Raw genomic sequence first — 20,040 nt, 5'->3', positions numbered from 1 at the left:
GCATAGTGAAATTCGTATGGAATACGGCTCGGCTCGGCCGCAGCCTCGCGCAGGTCATGCAACTTGCTCGCGGTCGCCACATCCGATCGCATTCTCCCGGCCTTTTCGGCAAGCCGCTCTGATCACCAGTTCTCGATCCAGGGACGCAGATCGAGTTCAAAGGTCCAGGCGTCGCGCGGTTGCGCGTGCAGGTACCAGTAGCTCGCGGCGATATGGTCCGGATTGAGGATGCCGTCCCGGTCTTTCAATGCATAGCGCTCCGGGAAATTCGTGCGGATAAACTCCGTGTCGATTGCGCCGTCCACCACAACGTGTGCCACGTGGATGTTCTTCGGCCCGAGTTCGCGCGCCATGCTTTGCGCGAGCGCGCGCAAGGCATGCTTGGCGCCTGAGAACGCTGCGAAATTTTCCCTGCCTCGCAATCCAGCAGTCGCACCCGTAAAGAGGATCGTTCCCCGTTGCCGCTTGACCATGCGTCGCGCGACCTCCCTGGCATTCAGGAAGCCGGAGAAGCAGGCCATCTCCCAGATCTTGAAATACTTGCGTGCCGTCTCCTCAAGGATCGAACACGGAACGTTGGCGCCAATGTTGAACACGAGAACCTCGATGGGCCCGATCTCCGACTCGATCTTGTCGATGAGCTCGATGACCGCCTCTTCCTTGCGTGCATCCGTGCCAAAGGCGTAGGCCGTCCCGCCCGCATCGCGAATCGAATCGACCAGCGGTTGCAGTTTGTCAGCCGAGCGACGCGTCACGCAGGCAATCATGCCTTCCGCGGCAAAGCGCCTGGCGATTGCACCGCCTGTCGAGTCTCCTGCCCCAATGACGAGCGCCACCTTCTTCTCTTTTGCATCCATTCCTGCAGTCTCCATTGGAAAACGATCGTTTAGTAAAGGGACAGTATTGCATCGTGACGAAGGAGTCAAGACCCGCATACCCTGATGCGCTTTCAGTCACCAGTAGCGTTGCTACCCTGACAGTGGTGAGGAAAAAAATTGCAACGCGGGGGGACAGGCGCGCACGGCCAGGATGGGCCGCACGCCATGTATGGGTGCAGCGAGAAAGGAAGGGAAGAGGGGGGAGAGAGGAGGGGGAGAGGGGTCCGGCGATCGGGAATGAAGGCTGCACCTGGCATAGGCCTGGCGTTACCTTGTCACCTTTCAAGTCTTGCTGAGGGGGGCGAGCTGCTCAATAGACTTCCCCAGAAAACGACGGCTGGATGCGAGAATCTGCTGCCTCGTTCGGTCTGATTCAACCACTCTGGCCAGCAAGATAGCACCCACGCACTGGGCAAGCAAAGCCCAGGCGGCATCCTGATCATCGAGGCGTTCTTTCCAGCTGCCCTGCAGCTTCTTCGCACTTTGCTCTACTGTGGCGCGAACCGCGGGATCGGCCCGCGCGATCTCGGCGCCAAGAGTCGGCAAGGCACAACCTGTTTCAGGATGCAACGCGTGAGCACTGCTCAGGTAGCCGCGGATGCGCTTCACGAAATGATCTTCGTCCGTTTCTTCGCCGGCGAGCATCTCAGAGCTGTTAGCCAACTCTTGCTCGATGACAGCCGCGAACAATTCTGCTTTGGAATCGAAATGACTATAGAAGGCACCCCCAGTCAGTCCGATCGCCTTCATCAGCGCATCAACACCCGTTGATTCGAATCCGCCCTTCTTAGCGATTGCCCGGCTGCTGCTTAGCAGCTTCTCGCGAGTCTCCTGCTTGTGCGTGCTCGAGTATCGCATTCGGCTCACCATGAACTTATTTGGTTGCAGGAATTGTAGCATTACGATCGTTTAGGAAAGAGCCGGTCCAGCACGTCAACCACGACGCGCTCACCCGGGCGGCGCACGGCCACATCGGCGCTGCCGCCATTCACCGCGAGGTTGCGGAACACCACTTCGTCGAGGATGGTCCGGCCAAGGAAGGCGAGGTAATCGCTGCGCGGGTCGACACGTTACTGTTGAACAGATGACTCGGGTGGCCGCCCAATGTCTAGTTGTCCCGGCTGGCGGGGAGGCTTTTCGCCACCGGATTTATGCATTGGACGGTCCACTTTTGGTGGCGACTGATGTGCCGGACGCACCCGGGGTTTCTCCGACTCATCGTTGTAGCGTCGTGCGGGGGTCCTCATGATGCGTCTCCTGATCATTTGCTCAACCTCGAACGCAAGGGCCGCGCCAGGGCGCCACCGGCGCATCCGGGATCGCGCCACCATCCGCCGCGAACTGACCGGCTTCATTTCGCCTGCCTGCTCCAGGGGCTGTTGCCACGGATGTCGTAGCTCGGCGATTCCGACGCGCTCTACTTCGCCACGGGCATCATCGGCGCGACCGTGGTGCGGCACAACCTGTACTTGCACTCGGCGCGCGCTGAATCCAACCCATCCATTCCGAGCCCGCGATGTGAAAATTACTTGTTCTTCGTGCAACGATGTCTTGTGGTCTCCCTGGCGCGGGTGACCGGTGCCTCCCATGACGCGCGACCGGGATGCAGAACCGGCCGTCTGCGAGCCGGCCATGCCAGGCATAAAAACTGCGCGGGTCGACCTCGGCGCAAAGGATCGGCCTGCGCGCCGGCACGTTTCAACTCGGAGAAAGATCATGGAACAGGCAGAGATGGAAGGCACGCAAGCGAGCGGCCCCGTAACCAGCACGCCAGGGGTGCCTTCGTTCAGTGGGCGCGGAGCGGCTTCCCAGTCGGCGTCCGGCTACACATCCGGGTCCGCTTTCGCCCGGCGTGGAAATGATGCGCAGGCTTCCGCGGACAGGGCGTCGCAGGAACTTTCGCGCGAGCTGGACAAGCTGCTGGAGCGCCTTCCTGGCCTGGCCGGCGAAGACCGCGACAAGGCCAAGGCTGATTTTCTGGAGCTCGCTGCGAAGTCCGCTGGTACGGCCTCCGAACTGGTAGCCAAGTCGACAGACGTCGCTAAGCGTGTCACCGGCCAGGTCAAGTCTGGCTGGGCAAACGGGCGCGAGCGCGCGGAAACCTTTGTTCACGCCAATCCGGTGCGCGCGGTTGGCATCGCCTTGGGCGTCGGTGTGGTGCTGGGCGCGAGATTATTCGGATCGTATCGGCGAGGCGACCCTCTGTGAACCTTCACGCGGAACCTGCGTATCCCTCAGCGGGGGTCGGAGGTTCCGGCCTCGCTGGCGCAGCTTCGAGCCGTGCTCCCGCATGCGACCTTGCGCTGGCGGCGCCGCACCAGCAGCGACGCGAGCGGCAGCGCCAGGCCGAACCCCAGGTATACCAGCGTCAGCATGGGCGGTGACAGGCGCCGCTCAAAGCCGGGCGTCAGGCGCTGCGGCGTACACGTCAGGTCCACCAGGCAAGCCAGGCCTGCCACGCCGAGACCGCCAAGCGCCAGCGTACCGAGGGCGCCACGCGCGTGATGCCGGACCACCGCGGTTTCGTAGAACACTGCCCAGAACACCGACATTGCATGATGGATGAGATAGCCCAGCGCCGTATGCCGGACGGACGGCCGATTGGCGTGGATGGCGCGTTCACCCCAGACCCAGTGGCTGACCGCATTGACCGGCGCGAACGCGCTGCCGCAATCGACGGAGCCGCCACAGGCGAGCATGCCGGTGGAGACCAGGCTGGCGCAGGTGCCGGAAATCGCGGCGCGGCGCAGGATGGTCGACGCATCCGCCGGGTGCTGGTGCTTGGTGCCGGCGGCTTCATCGGCCGGCATGTGTGTGCGGCATTGGTGGCGAGTGGGTTCCATGTGGTGGCGGGGGTGCGGCCCATGTCCGCGCTGGCCGCACCCGAAGCGCCGTACGGCGGCGACACCGCCATGGCAAGCGAATTTCATGCCGTCCTGACGAGACACCCGACGGCCCGTACTGCAATCACGCACTATCCACAATCCCGCGCTGGGCAGCTCCTTCATGCCGCTCGCTCGATCCGCTCCCAGCTCATCGCCCACCCATACAACGCAATGCAGCCAAACACCAGCATCGTGGGCCCGAATACAAAGGACAGCAGCGGCATCATCAGCAGCGAACAAGTCACCATCAGATAGACATGCAACGCCAGTTGCATCGGTACCGCGATCACTACAAAGACGAGGGTGAGCAGCGTCAGGAACACCTTCTTCGGCCACGAGAAGTCAAAGATGTAGTAGACCAGCGCGTGGCCCCACGGCAGCAGGAACAGGAAGCTGGCGCAGGTCTTCACGCCGTTGTCCACATACCGGCTGGCCGTGTACGGAAAGCTCTGTGGCGCCACCGCGAAGAACAGCAATGCCGTGGCCTGGATGAATACGGCGAACAGCAGGAAGTACCGCAGCGGCAGGTACTGGTCCCTTATCCGAAACGACATCAGGCAGACGGCAATGGTGCCGATCAGCGTCAGGCACCAGGTCAGCACATCTGGCGCGGGGGCAATGACATCGGTGTAGGGCAGGTTGAAGTCGAACCATGCCACCCGCGTCAGTTGCTCGCTGACGCTGCCCTCGATGCCGAGCCTGTCGATCCAGAAGCGCAGCACACCCGCCCACAGCCCGCTGATACGGTCGCGCAGCAACCATTCGCCGATATTGAACGCGGCTGGCACCAGCACGATCCCCGCGAGCGCGGGAAGGGACAGGGGCAGGTGGTCCAGCGATCGATGCCTGGCCAGGGACAAGATCGTCAGGCCAAGGGCGTCGCTCTGGTCGCGTGTGGCCGCAGTATGTCCGGTGGGATGCGTCATGACTGGAACTCCGGGCTAGAACTCCGCGAACACCCCGATCTCCGCTTGCTTGCGCGTGTAGGACGGGTTGTCGTAGTAAATGGCGCGCAGGTTGATGCCGTAGCGCTTGGTAAACCATTTGCGCCACGTCAGCGAAACCTCATGGCTGTTGAAGTCGCTCAGCAGTGCCTGTTCGCCGGTGAGCTGATAGGCCTCGCTGCCGCCGTCGTATTTCAGGGTAATGAACTGGTCTTTGTCGCGGCCGTAGGTCACGGCGACCATGCCGCGGTTGGAGTGGACATTGCCCGGATCGCTGCGGTTGAGCCGGGCGCCGAGCTGGATGATCCAGGGGGCGTCGAAATAGTAAGTCAGGCCCAGCAGCAAGGTCTTGTCGGTATAGACCTCCTTGGCGCGGTAGTAGGTAAAGCCGGCGCTCAGGACCAGGTTCTTCTTCTCGAGCAGCTTGCGGAACAGCAGGCCGTCGACGCGGAACTCTGGCAGGAAGAAGCCGCCGGCGCTGGTGCCGGCGCTCAGGAAGCCGTACCAGTTCTCGTCGAAGGTGCGAGTGTAGCCCAGCCCGAAGAACGTGCCCTGGTCGCCGAAGTGGCTCTGGTGACTGATTTCGCCGGTCACGTAATCCTTCGGGGTGAAGTTGACCCCGCCTCGCAGGTACTGGTCGTTCCAGCTGGCATTGTCGCCGGTAAGGTTGGCGTGGCCGAGGCCACCTTCGATGAAACCCGTCAGCAATGGCACGAACGTCCTCGGTGGCGTGGCTTCTGCCTGCGCGCGAACATCGGTGGCGGCGAGCAGTGCCAGCATGCCCAGCAAGGGCAGGGCACGGGCGCCGGGAATTCCGCTATCTGTGAGCTTCGCCATGGGTATCCTGTTAGTCTTCTGGTCGATGTCGCCCGAAGGGCCCGGCATGACCCTCCGGCCCGCAAGCTGCTGGCAAACCATGCACCGCTCTACGTAATCGATCGTGCTTCGCTCGGGACGCGTATTGCGTGTCGTGGCCCGGGGTGGTGCAAATCAGCGACACCGCAAGCCTGGCGCAGGCGGTGCAATCGCCTGCTCGGGGCTCAGCCTCGACTCGAACGCCAGGTACAGTGCCTCCTCCAGGACATTCCAGTGCTTGCCATGCCGGAACTGTATGGAACGCAGGCGCCAGCACGTGATGGCGTCCTTGTCTCCCATCTTGTCGGCCACCAGGGCCACCAGCCCCCAGGGGAAATCGACTTCTGACATCTGCAGCCAGGCCCAGCGGTTCTCCTTCATCCATGACTGGTATGTGACGGCATGGGGCCGCCCGTCGGGTCGGATGTCGCCCAGGATGGGAAAGATCTGCGCCACGGCGTCGGGATAGAACTCGAACTGCTCGCGCCGCTGGGTGCTGACCAGGTAGCCTTGGTTGGCGCGCCAGAACACACGCAGGATGTCCTTGTCGAGTTGCTCGGCCTTGCGCGCCCAGCCGGCGGCACCTTCCGCGTCCCCGTGGCGCTGGCGATAGTGGCTGACCGCCTTGAAGGCGCCGGAGACTTCCACGTTGTCCATCAGCAGCGCCACCGGCAGCTTGGCCGAGATGTAGTAGACGCCGGAGCCGGGGTCGCGCAGTTTGTCCAGGTACCGGCTGGCCTTGTCGAAGCTGGCCTGCCACGCTGGCGGCATGCCCCGGGGAGGCGCGTTGCGAACCAGCAGCTCCATCCAGGCGGCCATCAGCGCGTCGTCGGCGTCAGCCTCCTGGCAGGAGACGAAGCGCTGGCCCTTCATGCAATAGCGGTCGAAGCGGCCGTCGGCGTGCTGTCGCGGCAGCAGCCATGCGATCCAGCGGGTTGCGGCGGTTCTGGTGTTCATCCCCGCGTCTTGTGCGGCCAGCAGCGCCTTGGCCGCGAAGTATGGATCGATCGAGTCGCCGTTGAAATAAGTCGTGATCGCCCCGTCCGGACGCTGGTAGTCGGTCAGCGTGAGCTCGGCAGCCCCCGCCGGCTGGTGGACGTATGCGGCAAGGATCAGGAGCAGCGCGAGCAGTGCTTTCATAGATGGAGGACATCTCATGGGGTGGCCACATTGCCATCGGATACGACCTTTCCTTCCTCCGCAGCACATGCCATGCCATAAACCACCGTGCCAGCGCGTACGTGAAGCACTGGCGCCACCACGGTGGTGCGTCTGGTCGCCGCACCGATAACGCTGCGCGCCCCCACATCGATTTCGCGCTCTGCAGCCACCGGTCCCGCGATGGCGCACTCGCGCCCGACGGAAATGGTGCCCCCTGCAACCAGGGCGCCGTCGATACGCACGCGCGAGCCTGAAAAGATGCGACCGCTTGCCTTGACGCTGCCGATAATGCGCGCACCGGAGCCGATCCACAAGTCGCCATGCACGACAAGGTCGCCGCGATACAGGGTGCTGGCGGGAAACGTAAGATCGTGCGTTACCAGCCAGCGGCCGTTCGAGGCTTCGGGGGGATTCAGCACTTCATGTGCCCAGTCTCCGCCGGGCGGGGCGGTGGCGTCCATGTCGGGCGGCGCGGCCAGATGGCGCGCGCCGAACCCGATGACCGCCGCGCTGAGCGAGGTGAAATCGCAGTCGTCTTCGAGACGAATGGCGTAGAGGGCAGAGAGCGGTCCGAGCAAGCGGCACCGCGGCTCGACATGGACACTGCGGGCGTGCGCCCAGCGCTGCAGCTCGCTGCCGCTGCGGATCAGGATCTCGCCCTCCGACAGCAGCACCTGCATGCGATTCCTGCGGCCCGTCGAGATGCCGCGCCGCCCGTAGATGTCTCTGGAAAACGTATAGCTGTCCGGAAGCACCAGCGAGCCGCCGGCGACAATGGTGCGCGAACAGACGCCGTTGCACGCTTGCGCTGCCATCGGCATGAAAGTGCCTGTCACGTGGACCATCGGCCGCAACGCGCTGACCCGGTGCGCCAGGCCATGCAGGCCGGGCTTCTCGCCCTGCCGAGCCACCATCGCACGAAAGGCCGCGGCCACGGCCGCGACATCCAGCGTGTGTTCGCTGTCGATCGCCAGCGCCCGGACGTCGCACCGGCGCCGCCATTCAAGCACCGCGGGCACCAGCGGCAACCCGAAGACCAGCATGGTGAGGAGAGCAAGCAGCACGGGCCACATGTTCAGTTCCTCTGGCGATAACGCGCGGTCTTGTCCCATCGCAGTTCACGGCGCAGGACGTAGTCGAAGGCGAGCTGGCTGAGGATGGCGCGCGACACGGTCAGCATGCTGACCAGGAAGCCGAAGTAGTTCAGCGGCAGCAGGCGTATGCGCTCGCGGCTGCCGTCCAGGTACACGGCGGCGGCGATCTCGAAGAAAGCGGCGAAGTTGCCCAGCGTCCCGTATGACATCAGCGCGAACAGGATCAGCGCTTCACCGAACAGCGGCAGGCCGCCGGCATAGAACAGCAGGATCGCCAGCAGCCAGCCGAACAGCATCAGCGGCGCCATCATGTAGATGCCAAGCAGCGCCACGCCGTCGACTTTCTCGAACAGCCCGTGGTTGCGGCAGGTTGCCATCTTCCAGCCGTGCCGATACAGCGCCTGGTTGTGGCCCTTGGTCCAGCGCATGATCTGGCGCACCCGCACGGGCCAGGTCTCGGGCACCTCTTCATAGCACTCCGACCAGTTCTGGTAGACCGTCTTCCAGTTGGCGAGCAGCAAGCGGTAAGTCAGGTCGGTGTCTTCGGCCAGCACATCGTCGTGCCAGCCGCCAGCGCTGCGCAATGCCCGCATCCTGACGCCGCCGACGGTGCCGCCGTACTGGGGTACGAGATCCAGGTTCATGCGGGCCTGCTGGTCGACCTGGTAGCCGCCCGAGCGCTCCAGATCGAGCAGCCGCGTCAGCAGGTTGCGACCCGGGTTCATCGGCACCACCCGGCCCATGCTCGCGCCCACCTCGGGATCGAAGAACGGCGCCACCAGCTGCTTGAGCAGGCCCACCGGCGGGAGGTAGTCGGCGTCGAACACGACGATGATGTCGCTGGCCACGGCTTCGCTTGCATCCTTGAGCGCAGCCGCCTTGCCGGGCTTGCCGTCGGTGCGATGGAACGGTGTGATGCGTCCCGGATACTGCTGCACGAGGTCATCAATGATCTCGCGCGTGCCGTCGCACGAGCGGTCGTTGACCGGCATGATGGTAAGCCGGTCGACCGGATAGTCCGCATGCAGCAGGCATATCAGCGAGCCTGCGATCACCGCTTCTTCGTTGTGCGCGGCAACCAGCACGGTCAGGCTTGGCCAGTCCGCCACGTCGATGTCCAGATAAGGATGGCGCTGCCTGCCGAACAGCCGGTTCAGCGTGAACATGTAGTGGCGCACGGCGTAGAAGATCACCAGTCCGACGATCAGCAACAGCAGGACCGTCAGCGCCGGCACCATGGGCTGCGCGTCCGCCTGCTTCGGCGGCGGCTCCGTCGCCGCCGGCTTGGTCCAGGCCCGCGGGCGCAGGGCCGGCTCCGTGCGCGTGGTCTCTTCCAGCGTGTCTGGCGACGTCATCGCCAGTTCCACCGTTGCGCCAGGCGCTGTGACCGCAGAGTGGGCTGCGAGCTTGCGCAGCGGTTCAGGGGCTGCTTCAGGTGTTCCTGTTCCCGGGGTCAAGGCCTGCCCCCGCCCGGGAACTTCGGTGGCCTTGGATTCCGCAGCGGGTGTGGTGAAAAAGAGCAGCCCGCTCAGTGAAAGCACTACGCGATACTTCGCACGCATGCTCGACGATCTCCTCCATTGCTTTCTCATCGCAGGGTGTTCTTTGCCGCGCGCCCGCCAGGGGCGGGCGCGATGAGTCCCTGTGCCTTTACAGCTTGCCGGCGACGAAAGCCAGCGAGGTGCCTCCCTGAGAAGTGACGATCCAGTTGTTGGTGTCCCATGTCACCTGGGCGAGCCCCTGCGTCACCACCGGCTGTGTGTATGCCGCACGCGGCAGCACCCAGGCGAGGTCGGTCATGTCCGTCGGATGGGTGGCCTGGAACGCCCACGAGTTGCCGTTGTCGGTGGCCTGCCAGACGGTCTGCTGGCGGCGCTGGGCGAACTGCGCCAGCGTGTCCATCGTGTACCAGCTGAACCGTCCGTTTGCCTTCACGTTGTCGGCCTTGTTGAAGATGACGTTGAGCGTCTTCGGGTACTGGATGGCGCCGGCCGGGTGCATGTAGATCAGCCGGCTGGTGCGGTTCTTCGCCACGAAATCGATGAGCTGCCGGTACCAGTTGTTGATGTCCGTCACGGGCACGTTGAATTCCTGGAACTCCTCGAACGTCGCATGCGGCCCGAACGGCATGACGGGAAAGGCGCGGATGGTGTTGTTCGACATCACACCATCGCGATAGCTGCGCGTTGGCCCCATCCCGGTATGGCCCAGGAAGTAGTAGCCGGTATTGCCGTTGGTTTCGAGCCAGTTGACCGACCACTGCGGCGTATTGCCTTGCGGCGCGGAGTATTCAATCGCGGCGCGTCCGGTCACGCCTTCCACGCTCTGCTTGTTCAGCACCACGTACTGTTCGAACGAGGACTGGTTTGCCTCGCTGGCATTGGCACCCCAGTAGTCGTGGATCCATCCGCCGTGGCTGCCGATGTTGTGCCCCTTTGATTGCAGGGACAGAAGCAGATTCTTTGCCGACGTGTTTTGCGACAGGTTGACGCCCTTGCCGTCGCCGAAGTCGATCTGGTCGGGGCCCGCCGTTATGGAAATGGAGAACGGGCTATTGCTGTTGTCGAAGGTGCCCCAGGTGTTCATTTCCACCGCGGGCGCGATCTGGTCGCCGGCGCAAAGGTGCCAGTTCAGCACCAGTCCGCCGCGCGCCTTGGGCTGCGCCGAGAGCCGCGGCATCTTCATCAGGTTGGCGCCGAAGTAGCGCAGCAAGCCGTGCATCAGCATGCCGTCGGTCTGGCCCTTCAGGTAAGAGAGCGGCGTGTTGACGAACAGCACCCGGCCGGAGCCGAAATCGCGCAGACCCGCCACCAGCCCGAAGTTCGGCGACGTGATCAGGGCGGAGCCCGTGTAGGTGCCCTGCGTCACGAAGCTCGGATAAATCAGGAAGCCATAGACATAGCCCGAGATGCCTTCCACCGGATCGGTCGCGCCTGCGTCCCAAACCATCGACTTGCCCGGCGGCACCTGCAGGGTCCGCAGCGTGCTGCCCAGGCCTGTGATCGGCCCCACGCCGATCATGTTGCCTAGCAACTGGTCATAGAGGACGTAGTCGACCCCTGCGAGATTGCTGAGCCTGCTTTTGGGAACGGCATAGAAACCCGTGGTGGTGAGCGCGCCGAAGTCATACACCAGCATCAGGTTGCCGCCCTGCGTGGTATAGGTCTCGAGGGCTGCAATCAGCGCATCGCTGGCGTTGACATGTACCTGGTCCGGCAGGATCACGCCCGAAAACTGCGCCGGAGTCGTTCCCTGCTGGAACTGAGTGTCGTTGATAACGGTAATCTTCAGGCCTTCTTCCTGGGCGGCATCCAGCCAGGACGAGACGCGAGCATCGGGAAGGGCCAGGCCATCGGGCACCAGCAGCGCGATCTGGTTGGTCGCGGCGTGGGTCTGGGCCGGCACGGTCACGGCCAGCGCGAATAACATCAGGAGCACCCGGAGCGCCAGGCTGCTGCTTCGCCGCAGAAGCGAATCGGATTTGTTGAACACGGTCTTCTCCCAGCGCGTTGAATGTCGATTTGCCTCGCCCTGCAGGGCGGCCACTTCGGGTGAGCCATTTCGGGGAACCCTGACCGGCGCCGAAATGTCGCCAGGCACCACGGGGCGTCCCCGCATCAATCCGGCTCGGCTCCCGGTGCCGGCGCAAGCGTGTACGTGCCCGACTTCACCTTCGGCCCGGCCACGGCCTTCTTCGGCTTGATCGCCTTCAGCTTGTCCTTTTGCTCCTTGTTCTTGCCTTTCACGTGCGCTTCGTAGGCAAAGTCGATCTGGAAGTCATGGTTGTAGCCCGTCAACCCGCCGGGATCCGCCGGGCTCGCCGGCAGATAGAGCGGGGCCTTGGCAGCGGTCGCGGCTGCTTCTTCGGTCAGCGCGGCATAAGCAGGCGCCGATGCCAGGGCAACGACGACAACCATTGCCGTGGCCGCCTTCGCAGACGTTGCAGCATGCATTGCGATACGTAAGCGCTTCATTGGCTTTCTCCTCTGTTCCTCGCGACCAGCGGGCGTTGGGGACTGTGGCGCTGGGCCGCTGATTCGCCAATGCTTGCCAGTGGCTACAGGCTGACGACGTTGGCGTCGACCGACGCATCGCCACCTTCCCGATACGCCTGGGGCGACGCCGCCTGCAGCGCAAAGACGATGCGTTCGCTGGCGCGGCCGTCGCCGAACGGGTTGTGCGCGCGCGCCATACAGGCGTATTCGTCCGGCTCGTTCAGCAACTGCTCCGCGGCGGCGATCAGGCGTGCGGGATCGGTACCCACCAGCCGTGCGGTACCGGCGGCGACGGCTTCCGGACGCTCGGTGGTTTCCCGCGTCACCAGTACCGGCTTGCCCAGGGCCGGCGCCTCCTCCTGGATGCCGCCGGAGTCGGTGACGATCAGGTAGGCGCGCGACATCAGGAACACGAACGGCAGGTAGTCTTGTGGATCGATCAGGTGGATGTTCGGGTGCCCGCTCAGGATCGCCCGCACGGGACCCTGCACGCACGGGTTCAGATGCACCGGATAGACGATCTGGATATCCGGATTGCGGTCCGCCAGCGTGCGCAGCGCGGCGAACAGGCGCTCGAACGGGGTCCCGAAGTTTTCGCGCCGGTGTCCGGTCACCAACACCATCCGCCGGGTCTCGTCCAGGAAGGGGTACTGGCTCGCCAGCTGGCCGCGCATTTCTGGATCGGCGTCCAGCCGGGCCTTGACCTGCAATAGCGCGTCAATACCGGTATTGCCGGTCAGGCTGATGCGAACCGGGTCGACGCCTTCGCGCAGCAAGGCTTCCTGAGCCTGCTGCGTTGGCGCGAAATGCCAGGACGCCATCACGTCGGTCACGCGCCGGTTCATTTCTTCCGGCCACGGGGCGCTGAGATTGCCGGTGCGCAGTCCCGCTTCGACATGGCCGATCGCAACGTTTCGATAAAAGGCCGCGAGCGTGGCGGCCAGCGTGGTGGTGGTGTCGCCGTGGACCAGCATGGCCTCCGGCAGGAAACGCTCCAGCACCGTGTGCACGCCTGACAGCACGCGGGTCGTGATGTCGGACAGGCTTTGCCCCCGGCTGATCACGTTGAGGTCGAAATCCGGCACGATTTCGAAGAGCCGCAGCACCTGGTCCAGCATTTGCCGGTGCTGCCCGGTGACGCAGACTCGCAACTCGAAATGACTGGATTCCCGCAGCCGATGAATCAGCGGTGCCATTTTGATGGCCTCGGGGCGGGTGCCAAATACAGCGAGGACTTTCTTCGGCATGTGGCCTCTCTTGTGGAGTCGCCGGTAGCGGACGATGTACCTTCCAGATTCCCGTCCTGCCTAACCGCAGGAGAGTCACGGATGCCGACTGAAATCACTCCTTTGTGATGTCGCCATATGCGTGTCGCGACATATCAGAGCGATGGTTGTGCCAGCGACCTATAGCGCCTTGAATTCACTGGCATTTCTCTATTCGCGTCTGCTGGCGCGAATGCCGCCGCCGTGTAATTGGTTGCAGCGGTGTTACAGAAAGTTTGGGGGAGACTGCGATGGCAAGGGGGTGGTGTGCGCAGTGATTCACTGCAATCGCAGGCGTAGGACGCAAAGGTGCCTTTACAGGCGCCGGCTCGCCGAATACGCCATTCATGCATGGTTATGTCGGGTGTACGCGGGACTTTGCCTTTTTGCGTCAAATTTGTTCCTGGCTGGTCCGATTTTCGAGTTATTTAATAATCCGCGGCATTCACGACCAGCACCGGATCCGGCCATTTTCGTAGGGCTAAATTGGTATAGATATTTCGCTGTCGATGTGCAGGGGTGTCCGCAATTTCGCCTTTCGGTTCAAACCAGTACTTTACATTTTGAAGAAATTGTCCATGTCGCTTTGTTGCATGAATGAAACAACATGCATATCAGTATTAATTGTAATTAATATCGCAATCCAGTAATGATGAATAAATCTGCCAGGAAACTGGAATCGGCATAAGCGTCCATATTGCACCATTCCGCAAGAGGTTGATTCGTATCCATAAGCCCGGTTTCTGGCCAAAATGCTTTCGCTACATAGCGATGCCAGCTTTGGCCGGGAACTGCTATCAAGAGTCCTTGCCTTTGCCGCACGCCGACGCACCGCCTGCCTGATGAAGCGCTCCACCACCATCCCGACTCCGCCGCCTGATGCCGCCCACGCGCTTGCGCCGGCCGGCGCGCAGGCGAGCCCCGGTTGCGCCGAGGACCGCAATTTCGTCACTGCGCTGGCGCGCGGCATGGAACTGCTGCGGGCCTTCGGGCCGCAGGACGATTACCTCGGCAATGCCGAGCTGTCGCGCCGCACCGGCATCCCGCGGCCGACCGTATCGCGGCTGACCTATACGCTCGCCACCCTCGGCTACCTGACCTATATCGAGGGCACGGAGAAGTACCGGCTCGGGCAGGGCGCGATGGTGCTCGGCCATCGCTACATTGCGGGCGCGGGCATCCGCGAGATCGCGCAGCCGCTGATGCAGTCGTTGTCCTTTTCCACCGACTGCACCGTGGCGCTGGCGATGCCGGACCGGCACGCCATGGTCTACCTGGAAAGTTGCCAGCCGCGCGGCGCGCTGGTGATCCGGCTCGCGCCGGGCGCGCGCCTGCCGATGGCGGCCTCGGCGATCGGGCGCGCCTGGCTGGCAGGGCTCGATGCCGGGCACCGCGAAGCGGCCCTGGCCGAACTGGCGCGCCACTACGGCGGCGCGCGCTGGCCCGCCGTGCGCGGCGGCATCGAACGCGCGCTGCAGGACTACGCCCGCCGCGGCTTCTGCGTCGCGCACGCGGAATGGGACCGCACCGTCAGCGGTGCCGCGGCGCCGCTGCGGCTCGCGGGCAGCAGCGAAGTGCTGGCGATGAATATCGGCGGCTCCGCGGCGCGGCTGTCGCCGGAGATCCTGGAAGGCAATCTCGGCCCGCGCATACGCGACCTGGCCGAGACCTTGCAGGCGCGCCTGTGGCAGCCCGGCGGCGCGCGCGCTTCGATGCGGCTGCCAGCGGATGGGCCCGAGGCGGGCGCATGCGCCGCCCGCGAGCGAGCCGCCAACGAAGGACGCGGTAACAGACCCATATCAACAAGGATCGATGAGGAGATGGCGCATGGACGTACGTAACAAGACGGTAGTGGTGACAGGCGCGGCCACCGGCATTGGCCGCGCGCTGGCGCTGGCGTTTGCACAGGCCGGTGCGCGCGGCGTGGCAGTGGCCGACCTGAACGAGGACGGCGCCGCCACGGTCGCCGCCGAAGTCCGGCAGGCCGTGCCGTCGTGCCAGGTGTTCGCGCAAGCGGTCGACGTCGCCGACGCCGCCGCGGTGCAGGCACTGGCCGACGAGGCCACGCATCGCTTCGGGCAGGTCGATGTGTTCTGCTCCAACGCCGGCATCATCCTGCGCAAGGGCCTCGACGCGGGTGCCGACGAATGGCAGCGCATCTGGGAAATCAACGTGATGGCGCATATCCATGCGGCGCGCGCGGTGCTGCCGCAGATGCTCGAGCGCGGCGACGGCTATTTCGTCAATACGGTATCGGCGGCGGGGCTGCTGTCGCAGATCGGCTCGGCCCCCTACGCGGTGACCAAGCACGCGGCGATCGGGTTTGCCGAATGGCTGTCGATCACCTATGGCGACCGCGGCATCAAGGTCAGCTGCATCTGCCCGCAGGGCGTGCAGACCAACATGCTGTTCGGCGAGAAGGGAGAGCGCAAGGGCTTCCTGCAAGAGGGCTCGGTCACCGCCGAGCACGTGGCCGCGGTGACGCTCGAAGGCGTGGCCGACGAGCGCTTCCTGATCCTGCCGCACCCGGAAGTGCTGGAGTACTACCGCCGCAAGGGCCAGGACTACGACCGCTGGCTGCGCGGCATGCGGCGCCTGCATGACAAGGTGATGCAGGAGTTCGGCGGCATCGCGGTGTAAGCGCGCAGGGCTGCGCGGGCGGCTTCAGGCGTCTGGGCTTCAGGCGTCCGGTTCCGCTGCCGCCTGCGCATTGCCTTCGCCGCTGGGATCGCGCAGCCGGCTCAGGCTGATGAGTGCGCCGACGGCCGCGACCGCCGCCGCCAGATACAGCGCGATCCGCGCGGCGCCGTCCGGTGCCAGGCTGAACAGCAGCGCCACCAGCGCCGTGCCGGTGGTCTGGCCCAGCAGCCGCGTGGTCGCCTGCGCGCCGCTGGCGCCGCCGCTGCGGGCCGGCGGCGTGGCGCCGATCATGGCGCGGTTGTTGGGCGACTGGAAGAAGCCAAAACCGGTGCCGCACATTGCCATGCGCCACGCTATGTCGAGGCTGCCGGCATCCGGTCCCAGCGTTGCCAGTCCCACCAGCCCGCCTGCCAGCATGGCCAGCCCGAGGCCGGCGAGGATGCTGGCCGGGTAGCGGTCCGAAAGCCGTCCCGACAGCGCTGCCATCACCGCCACCATCATCGGCCACGGCGTGATCAGCAGCCCGGTCTCCTGCAGCGATCGGCCAAGCTGGTATTCGAGGTAGAAGGGCAGCGCCACGAAGGACAGCATCTGCGTCATGAACGAGCAGAAGGAGGTGCCCACCGCCAGCGTGAAGGCCCGGCTGGCAAACAGGTCCACCGGCACCAGCGGCGCGGCGCGGCCATGCTGGCGCCGCACGAGCAGCCATCCCAGCACGATCGCGGCGGCGAGCCCCGCGACGCCGGCCGCGCGCCAGGCGGCATGGCCAAGCCCGTCCACCCCCAGGATAAACAGCCCGAACACCAGCGCCGACAGCAGCGCGCTGGGATAGTCGAAGTCGCGCGGCTGCGGTGGCGTCTCCGGCAGCGAGCGCCGGCTCAACGCCAGCGCCAGGATGGCCACCGGCACGTTCACCGCGAACAGCCATTGCCAGCTCGCTATCGCCAGAATCATCGCGCCCAGCGAAGGCGCCACCGCAATGGTCACGCCCACCACCAGCGCGTTCAGCCCGATGCCGCGGCCCAGCTTCGTGGGCGGGTAGATAAAGCGCACCAGCGCGGTATTGACGCTCATGATGCCGGCGCCGCCGATGCCCTGCAGCACGCGCGCCGCCACCAGCATCGGCAGGTTGACCGACAGCGCGCACAGCAGCGATCCCACCAGGAAGGTTGCGAGCCCGGCACGGTACACGCGCTTGTAGCCGAGGATGTCTCCCAGCGACGACAGCGGCAGCAGGCACACGGTCACCGTGAGCTGGTACGCGTTGACGACCCAGATGGTGCTCGACGGCTCGGCCTGCAGCTGGCGCGAGATGGAAGGCAGGGCGATGTTGGCGATCGAGCCATCGAGCACGGCCATGATCAGGCCGAAGAAAACGGTGAGGATCGCCCAGGTGCGTTGCGGCTGGGGGAGGCCTTGTTCTGGCTGCATCGGGAAAGACATTGGAGACATTGCCGGGCCGCGAAAAAACGCTGAAAGACCCGGATGGCTGGCCGCTGGCGCGGCCTGGCCCATTATCGTCCGGCGCGGCGGTGCTCGCAAATCCGCCAATTGTGGTAGGCGTGCCGCGCACAACGCTCAGGCTGCCACGGCGCAGTCCTGCATATAGCCGCGCAGCCTTTCGCGCAGCGCAGCCGCTGCCGCGGCGATCGCGGGTGTCCAGCCTCCGGCCGCGACGCACAGCGCTTCCAGTGCCCGGCACTCGCGCACGATCGACTTGCGTCGCACGATCATGAAGGCGCCGGCCACGGAGTGCGTCCAGCAACGCAGCGCAGCCAGCTCGCAGTGCTCGATGATGCGTTCGAGTTCCGGCAGGTCCAGCCGCAGCTGGGTGCGCAGCATGGCTTCATAGCGCTCGCTGTCGGCGGCGCGCGCATCCGTGCCGGCGTCGGCGGAGGCGACGGCCCGTGACTGGCAGCGGCCGGGCAGGCGGCGCAGGCAGGCCTGCAAGTCCTGCAACGACGCCGGCTTGGACAGATAGCCGGCGAACCCGCGCTGGCGCCAGTCGGCCGACCACTCGCTGCGCGCGAATGCGCTGAACGCCAGCACTGGCACACCCGCATGCCGGGCGCGTACCGCTTCGAGCAGTTCATAGCCGTTCATGCCCGGCATCTGGATGTCGGTCAGCACGGCGTCGACCGGCGTGGTCTCGAGCACGGCCAGCGCCTGCCTGCCGTGGCTCACGACGATCGGCTGGCAGCCGAGCGCCTGCAGCTGTTCGGCGATCAGTGCCTGGTTCAGCGCATTGTCCTCGGCCACCAGGATGGTTGGCAGGATCGCGGCCGCGTCAGCGGAATGGGTCGTCGAGCAGGCGGCGTCGCCGCCTTCGCCGGCATGATCTGGCCCGCCCGCAGCAGCGTTGTCGAAGGCCATGTCCACGCACGCCAGCAGCGCGCGGTGGCTGAACGCGGTGACTTCGAGGATGCCGGCGGCCCGCTGTTGCGGGCGATGGGGGCCGTCCTGCGTGACCCACGCCACGGTGGCGGGCACCGTTTCGCGCAGCGCGTCCAGTGACGCCAGCGTGAATTCGTCGCTGGCCACGATGGCCTGGACCGGCGTGAACGCCAGGTGTTCCAGGGCTGCCTCGACCGATCGCAGCACGCTGGTACGCCAGCCCGCGGACCTCAGCCACGCGTCCAGGGTTTCGGCGGCGCGCGCGTCCTGGCACAGCACCATGACGTGGCCGCGCCCGTGGTCGCGACCGTGGCCACACCCGCTCGCAGTCGCGCCCGCCGCCGGTACCGCCTGCACGCCGCGCACGGGGATGGTCACCGTGAAGGCGCTGCCCACATCGGGCACGCTCGCCACCGCGATGCTGCCGCCCATCAGTTCGCACAGGCGCGCGCAGATCGACAGTCCGAGGCCGGTGCCGTCGAAGCGGCCCGCGCTGGCGCCATCGCCCTGCACGAATGGCTGGAATGCCCGCGCCATCAGCGCTGGCGGCATGCCGATGCCCGAATCGCTGACGCGGCAGACCAGTTGCGGCGCGCCGTTTTCATTCGTCACCAGCTCGCCGCTGAGGGCGATGCGGCCGCTGGTGGTGAACTTGAAGGCGTTGCTGAGCAGGTTGCTGAATATCTGCACCAGGCGTGTACGGTCGCCCGTGATGTCGACGTCGAGCGACGGCGACAGGTGCAGGCCCAGGCGCAGCGGGCGCCCGGCCGTCATCGGCGCGTAGGTCAGCGCCAGGCTCTCCAGCGCATCGACCGGGCGGAACGGCTCCTCGACCAGCTCGAGCTTGCCGGCATCGATCTTGGAAAAGTCCAGCACGTCATTGACGATGCGCCGCAGCGCTTCGGCCGCCGTGTCGAGCGCCTTCAGCCTTGCCGCATGCGGCTCCAGTCCGGGACTGCGCGCAAGCAGCTGCAGGTTGCCCAGCAGCGCGTTGAGCGGCGTGCGGATCTCGTGGCTCATCGCGGCAAAGAAGGTTGAGCGCGCACGCATCATCGACTCGGTTGCCTGCTGCGCCGAGCGCAACTGGTCCTGGTCGGCATGCGTGCGCCGCAGCAGGTTCCTGCGCCAGTGGCGCGCGGTGAGGACAATGCCGCCCACCAGCACCAGCATGGCAGCGACCATTCCGGCAAGCTCGGCGGCCAGTGCGTCCGACAGTGCCAGGGATTCAGATAAGGCCATATTCGTACGCGTAGCGGATCAGGCCGGTGTTGGTCTGCACGCCGAGCTTGCGCATGGCGACCGTCTTCTGGCTGGAAATGGTGCTGACCGAGCGTCCGAGCTTGACGGCGATGTCCGCGAGCTGGAGCCCCTGCGCATAAAGCCTGACCACCTCCAGTTCGCGCGGGGTCAGTTCGGTCGCCGGGGCCGCGGCGAGCGCGGCGCTGTCAAGCATGGCCTGCGCCGAAGGCGAGTGGTAGCAACCGTCGCAGGCAACAACCTGGAGACAGGCCCGCATCACTTCATCGATCGGGTCTTCCTTGCTGACGAAGGCGCGCACGCCCAGCTTCATGGCGCGGCGGATGATGGCGGCATTGGCCTGCGCACTGACCACCACGATGCGGGTCAGCGGATGGCGGCGCGCGAGCCGGTTCAGCAGGTTGAAGCCGTCCGACGAGGCATCGCCGCGGCCCATGCAGAAGTCGGTGATGGCAATGTCGGTGGGCTCGCGGTCGAGCGCGGCCAGCAGTTCCGTGCCGTTGCCGCAGTTGCTGGTGACCTGGAAGTTGGGCATGCGCTGCAGGCAGTCTCGCAGCGCGACCATGACCAGCGGATGGTCGTCGGCCAGGGCGACACGGATGATTCGGTCGTACATCGTCTTCGGGTCCTCGGGTTCTCGGCGCACGGGGCGGTGGAGTACAAGGGTACGGC

Annotated in this window: 17 protein-coding genes and 1 pseudogene; 4 read left to right on the top strand and 14 right to left on the bottom strand. The window is 65.2% G+C overall.

Annotated features, from left to right (window positions below):
* Window positions 1-122: 122 nt before the first annotated feature.
* Together VSR71_RS23160 and VSR71_RS23155 are read right to left on the bottom strand one after the other, a co-directional pair.
* Window positions 123-857 (bottom strand): SDR family oxidoreductase, encoded by a 735-nt coding sequence (locus VSR71_RS23160; protein WP_342916136.1) that lies wholly within the window; start codon window positions 855-857, stop codon window positions 123-125.
* 303 nt (window positions 858-1,160) lie between these two features.
* Window positions 1,161-1,778, bottom strand: coding sequence for a TetR/AcrR family transcriptional regulator (locus VSR71_RS23155; RefSeq protein WP_342916135.1), 618 nt, complete (start codon window positions 1,776-1,778; stop codon window positions 1,161-1,163).
* Window positions 1,779-2,594: 816 nt separating this feature from the next.
* Here VSR71_RS23155 and VSR71_RS23150 point away from each other — a divergent pair.
* Entirely contained in the window at window positions 2,595-3,086 is a 492-nt protein-coding gene (locus VSR71_RS23150) for a DUF883 family protein (protein WP_342916134.1), read from the top strand.
* A 26-nt stretch (window positions 3,087-3,112) separates the two neighbouring features.
* Here the strand turns inward: VSR71_RS23150 and VSR71_RS23145 are convergent, their stop codons facing one another.
* Entirely contained in the window at window positions 3,113-3,688 is a 576-nt protein-coding gene (locus VSR71_RS23145; RefSeq protein ID WP_342916133.1) for a hypothetical protein, read from the bottom strand.
* On the opposite strand from VSR71_RS23145, the pseudogene VSR71_RS23140 reads away from it, so the two are divergent.
* Window positions 3,650-3,763, top strand: a pseudogene (locus tag VSR71_RS23140) (NAD-dependent epimerase/dehydratase family protein); the annotation flags it as partial. The gene VSR71_RS23145 and the pseudogene VSR71_RS23140 sit on opposite strands and share 39 nt — an antisense overlap.
* Before the next feature lie 119 nt (window positions 3,764-3,882).
* Here VSR71_RS23140 and VSR71_RS23135 read toward each other — a convergent pair.
* The 8 genes from VSR71_RS23135 to wecB all read right to left on the bottom strand — a co-directional run bounded on the left by VSR71_RS23135 (window position 3,883) and on the right by wecB (window position 13,059).
* Complete coding sequence (locus VSR71_RS23135; protein WP_342916132.1) at window positions 3,883-4,689, bottom strand: hypothetical protein; 807 nt, start codon at window positions 4,687-4,689, stop codon at window positions 3,883-3,885.
* 15 nt (window positions 4,690-4,704) lie between these two features.
* Entirely contained in the window at window positions 4,705-5,544 is an 840-nt protein-coding gene (locus VSR71_RS23130; protein ID WP_342916131.1) for a YaiO family outer membrane beta-barrel protein, read from the bottom strand.
* 153 nt (window positions 5,545-5,697) lie between these two features.
* Window positions 5,698-6,702 carry a hypothetical protein gene (locus VSR71_RS23125; RefSeq protein ID WP_342916130.1) on the bottom strand — a complete coding sequence of 335 codons (1,005 nt, stop codon included), beginning with the start codon at window positions 6,700-6,702 and terminating at the stop codon, window positions 5,698-5,700.
* Window positions 6,703-6,716: 14 nt separating this feature from the next.
* Window positions 6,717-7,796: a hypothetical protein gene (locus VSR71_RS23120; RefSeq protein WP_342916129.1), complete on the bottom strand. Its 1,080-nt coding sequence runs from the start codon at window positions 7,794-7,796 to the stop codon at window positions 6,717-6,719.
* A gap of 2 nt (window positions 7,797-7,798) precedes the next feature.
* Window positions 7,799-9,172 (bottom strand): glycosyltransferase family 2 protein, encoded by a 1,374-nt coding sequence (locus VSR71_RS23115; RefSeq protein ID WP_342916128.1) that lies wholly within the window; start codon window positions 9,170-9,172, stop codon window positions 7,799-7,801.
* Between the two features lie 295 nt (window positions 9,173-9,467).
* Window positions 9,468-11,246: a hypothetical protein gene (locus VSR71_RS23110; protein ID WP_342916127.1), complete on the bottom strand. Its 1,779-nt coding sequence runs from the start codon at window positions 11,244-11,246 to the stop codon at window positions 9,468-9,470.
* A 188-nt stretch (window positions 11,247-11,434) separates the two neighbouring features.
* Window positions 11,435-11,791, bottom strand: a complete 357-nt coding sequence (locus VSR71_RS23105; RefSeq protein WP_342916126.1) for a hypothetical protein — start codon at window positions 11,789-11,791, stop codon at window positions 11,435-11,437.
* Between the two features lie 83 nt (window positions 11,792-11,874).
* Window positions 11,875-13,059 (bottom strand): non-hydrolyzing UDP-N-acetylglucosamine 2-epimerase, encoded by a 1,185-nt coding sequence (wecB, locus tag VSR71_RS23100; RefSeq protein ID WP_342916125.1) that lies wholly within the window; start codon window positions 13,057-13,059, stop codon window positions 11,875-11,877.
* 860 nt (window positions 13,060-13,919) lie between these two features.
* Between wecB and VSR71_RS23095 the strand changes: the two genes are divergently transcribed.
* Window positions 13,920-14,918 (top strand): IclR family transcriptional regulator, encoded by a 999-nt coding sequence (locus tag VSR71_RS23095; RefSeq protein WP_342916124.1) that lies wholly within the window; start codon window positions 13,920-13,922, stop codon window positions 14,916-14,918.
* Complete coding sequence (locus tag VSR71_RS23090) at window positions 14,905-15,717, top strand: SDR family oxidoreductase (RefSeq protein WP_342916123.1); 813 nt, start codon at window positions 14,905-14,907, stop codon at window positions 15,715-15,717. The genes VSR71_RS23095 and VSR71_RS23090 overlap by 14 nt, the downstream gene beginning before the upstream one ends.
* Before the next feature lie 39 nt (window positions 15,718-15,756).
* On the opposite strand, the gene VSR71_RS23085 is transcribed toward VSR71_RS23090, so the two are convergent.
* The 3 genes from VSR71_RS23085 to VSR71_RS23075 all read right to left on the bottom strand — a co-directional run bounded on the left by VSR71_RS23085 (window position 15,757) and on the right by VSR71_RS23075 (window position 19,984).
* Window positions 15,757-17,148 carry an MFS transporter gene (locus VSR71_RS23085; protein ID WP_342916184.1) on the bottom strand — a complete coding sequence of 464 codons (1,392 nt, stop codon included), beginning with the start codon at window positions 17,146-17,148 and terminating at the stop codon, window positions 15,757-15,759.
* Window positions 17,149-17,295: 147 nt separating this feature from the next.
* Window positions 17,296-19,350 carry an ATP-binding protein gene (locus tag VSR71_RS23080; RefSeq protein ID WP_342916122.1) on the bottom strand — a complete coding sequence of 685 codons (2,055 nt, stop codon included), beginning with the start codon at window positions 19,348-19,350 and terminating at the stop codon, window positions 17,296-17,298.
* On the bottom strand, window positions 19,337-19,984 hold the full coding sequence (locus VSR71_RS23075; RefSeq protein ID WP_342916121.1) for a response regulator transcription factor: 648 nt from the start codon (window positions 19,982-19,984) through the stop codon (window positions 19,337-19,339). Before VSR71_RS23075 ends, VSR71_RS23080 begins: the two co-directional genes overlap by 14 nt.
* Between the last annotated feature and the right edge of the window lie 56 nt (window positions 19,985-20,040).

It is taken from the genome of Cupriavidus oxalaticus, from assembly GCF_038900635.1.
GTDB classification, from domain to species: domain Bacteria; phylum Pseudomonadota; class Gammaproteobacteria; order Burkholderiales; family Burkholderiaceae; genus Cupriavidus; species Cupriavidus oxalaticus_B.
This window is presented reverse-complemented; position numbering and strand designations above follow the sequence as displayed.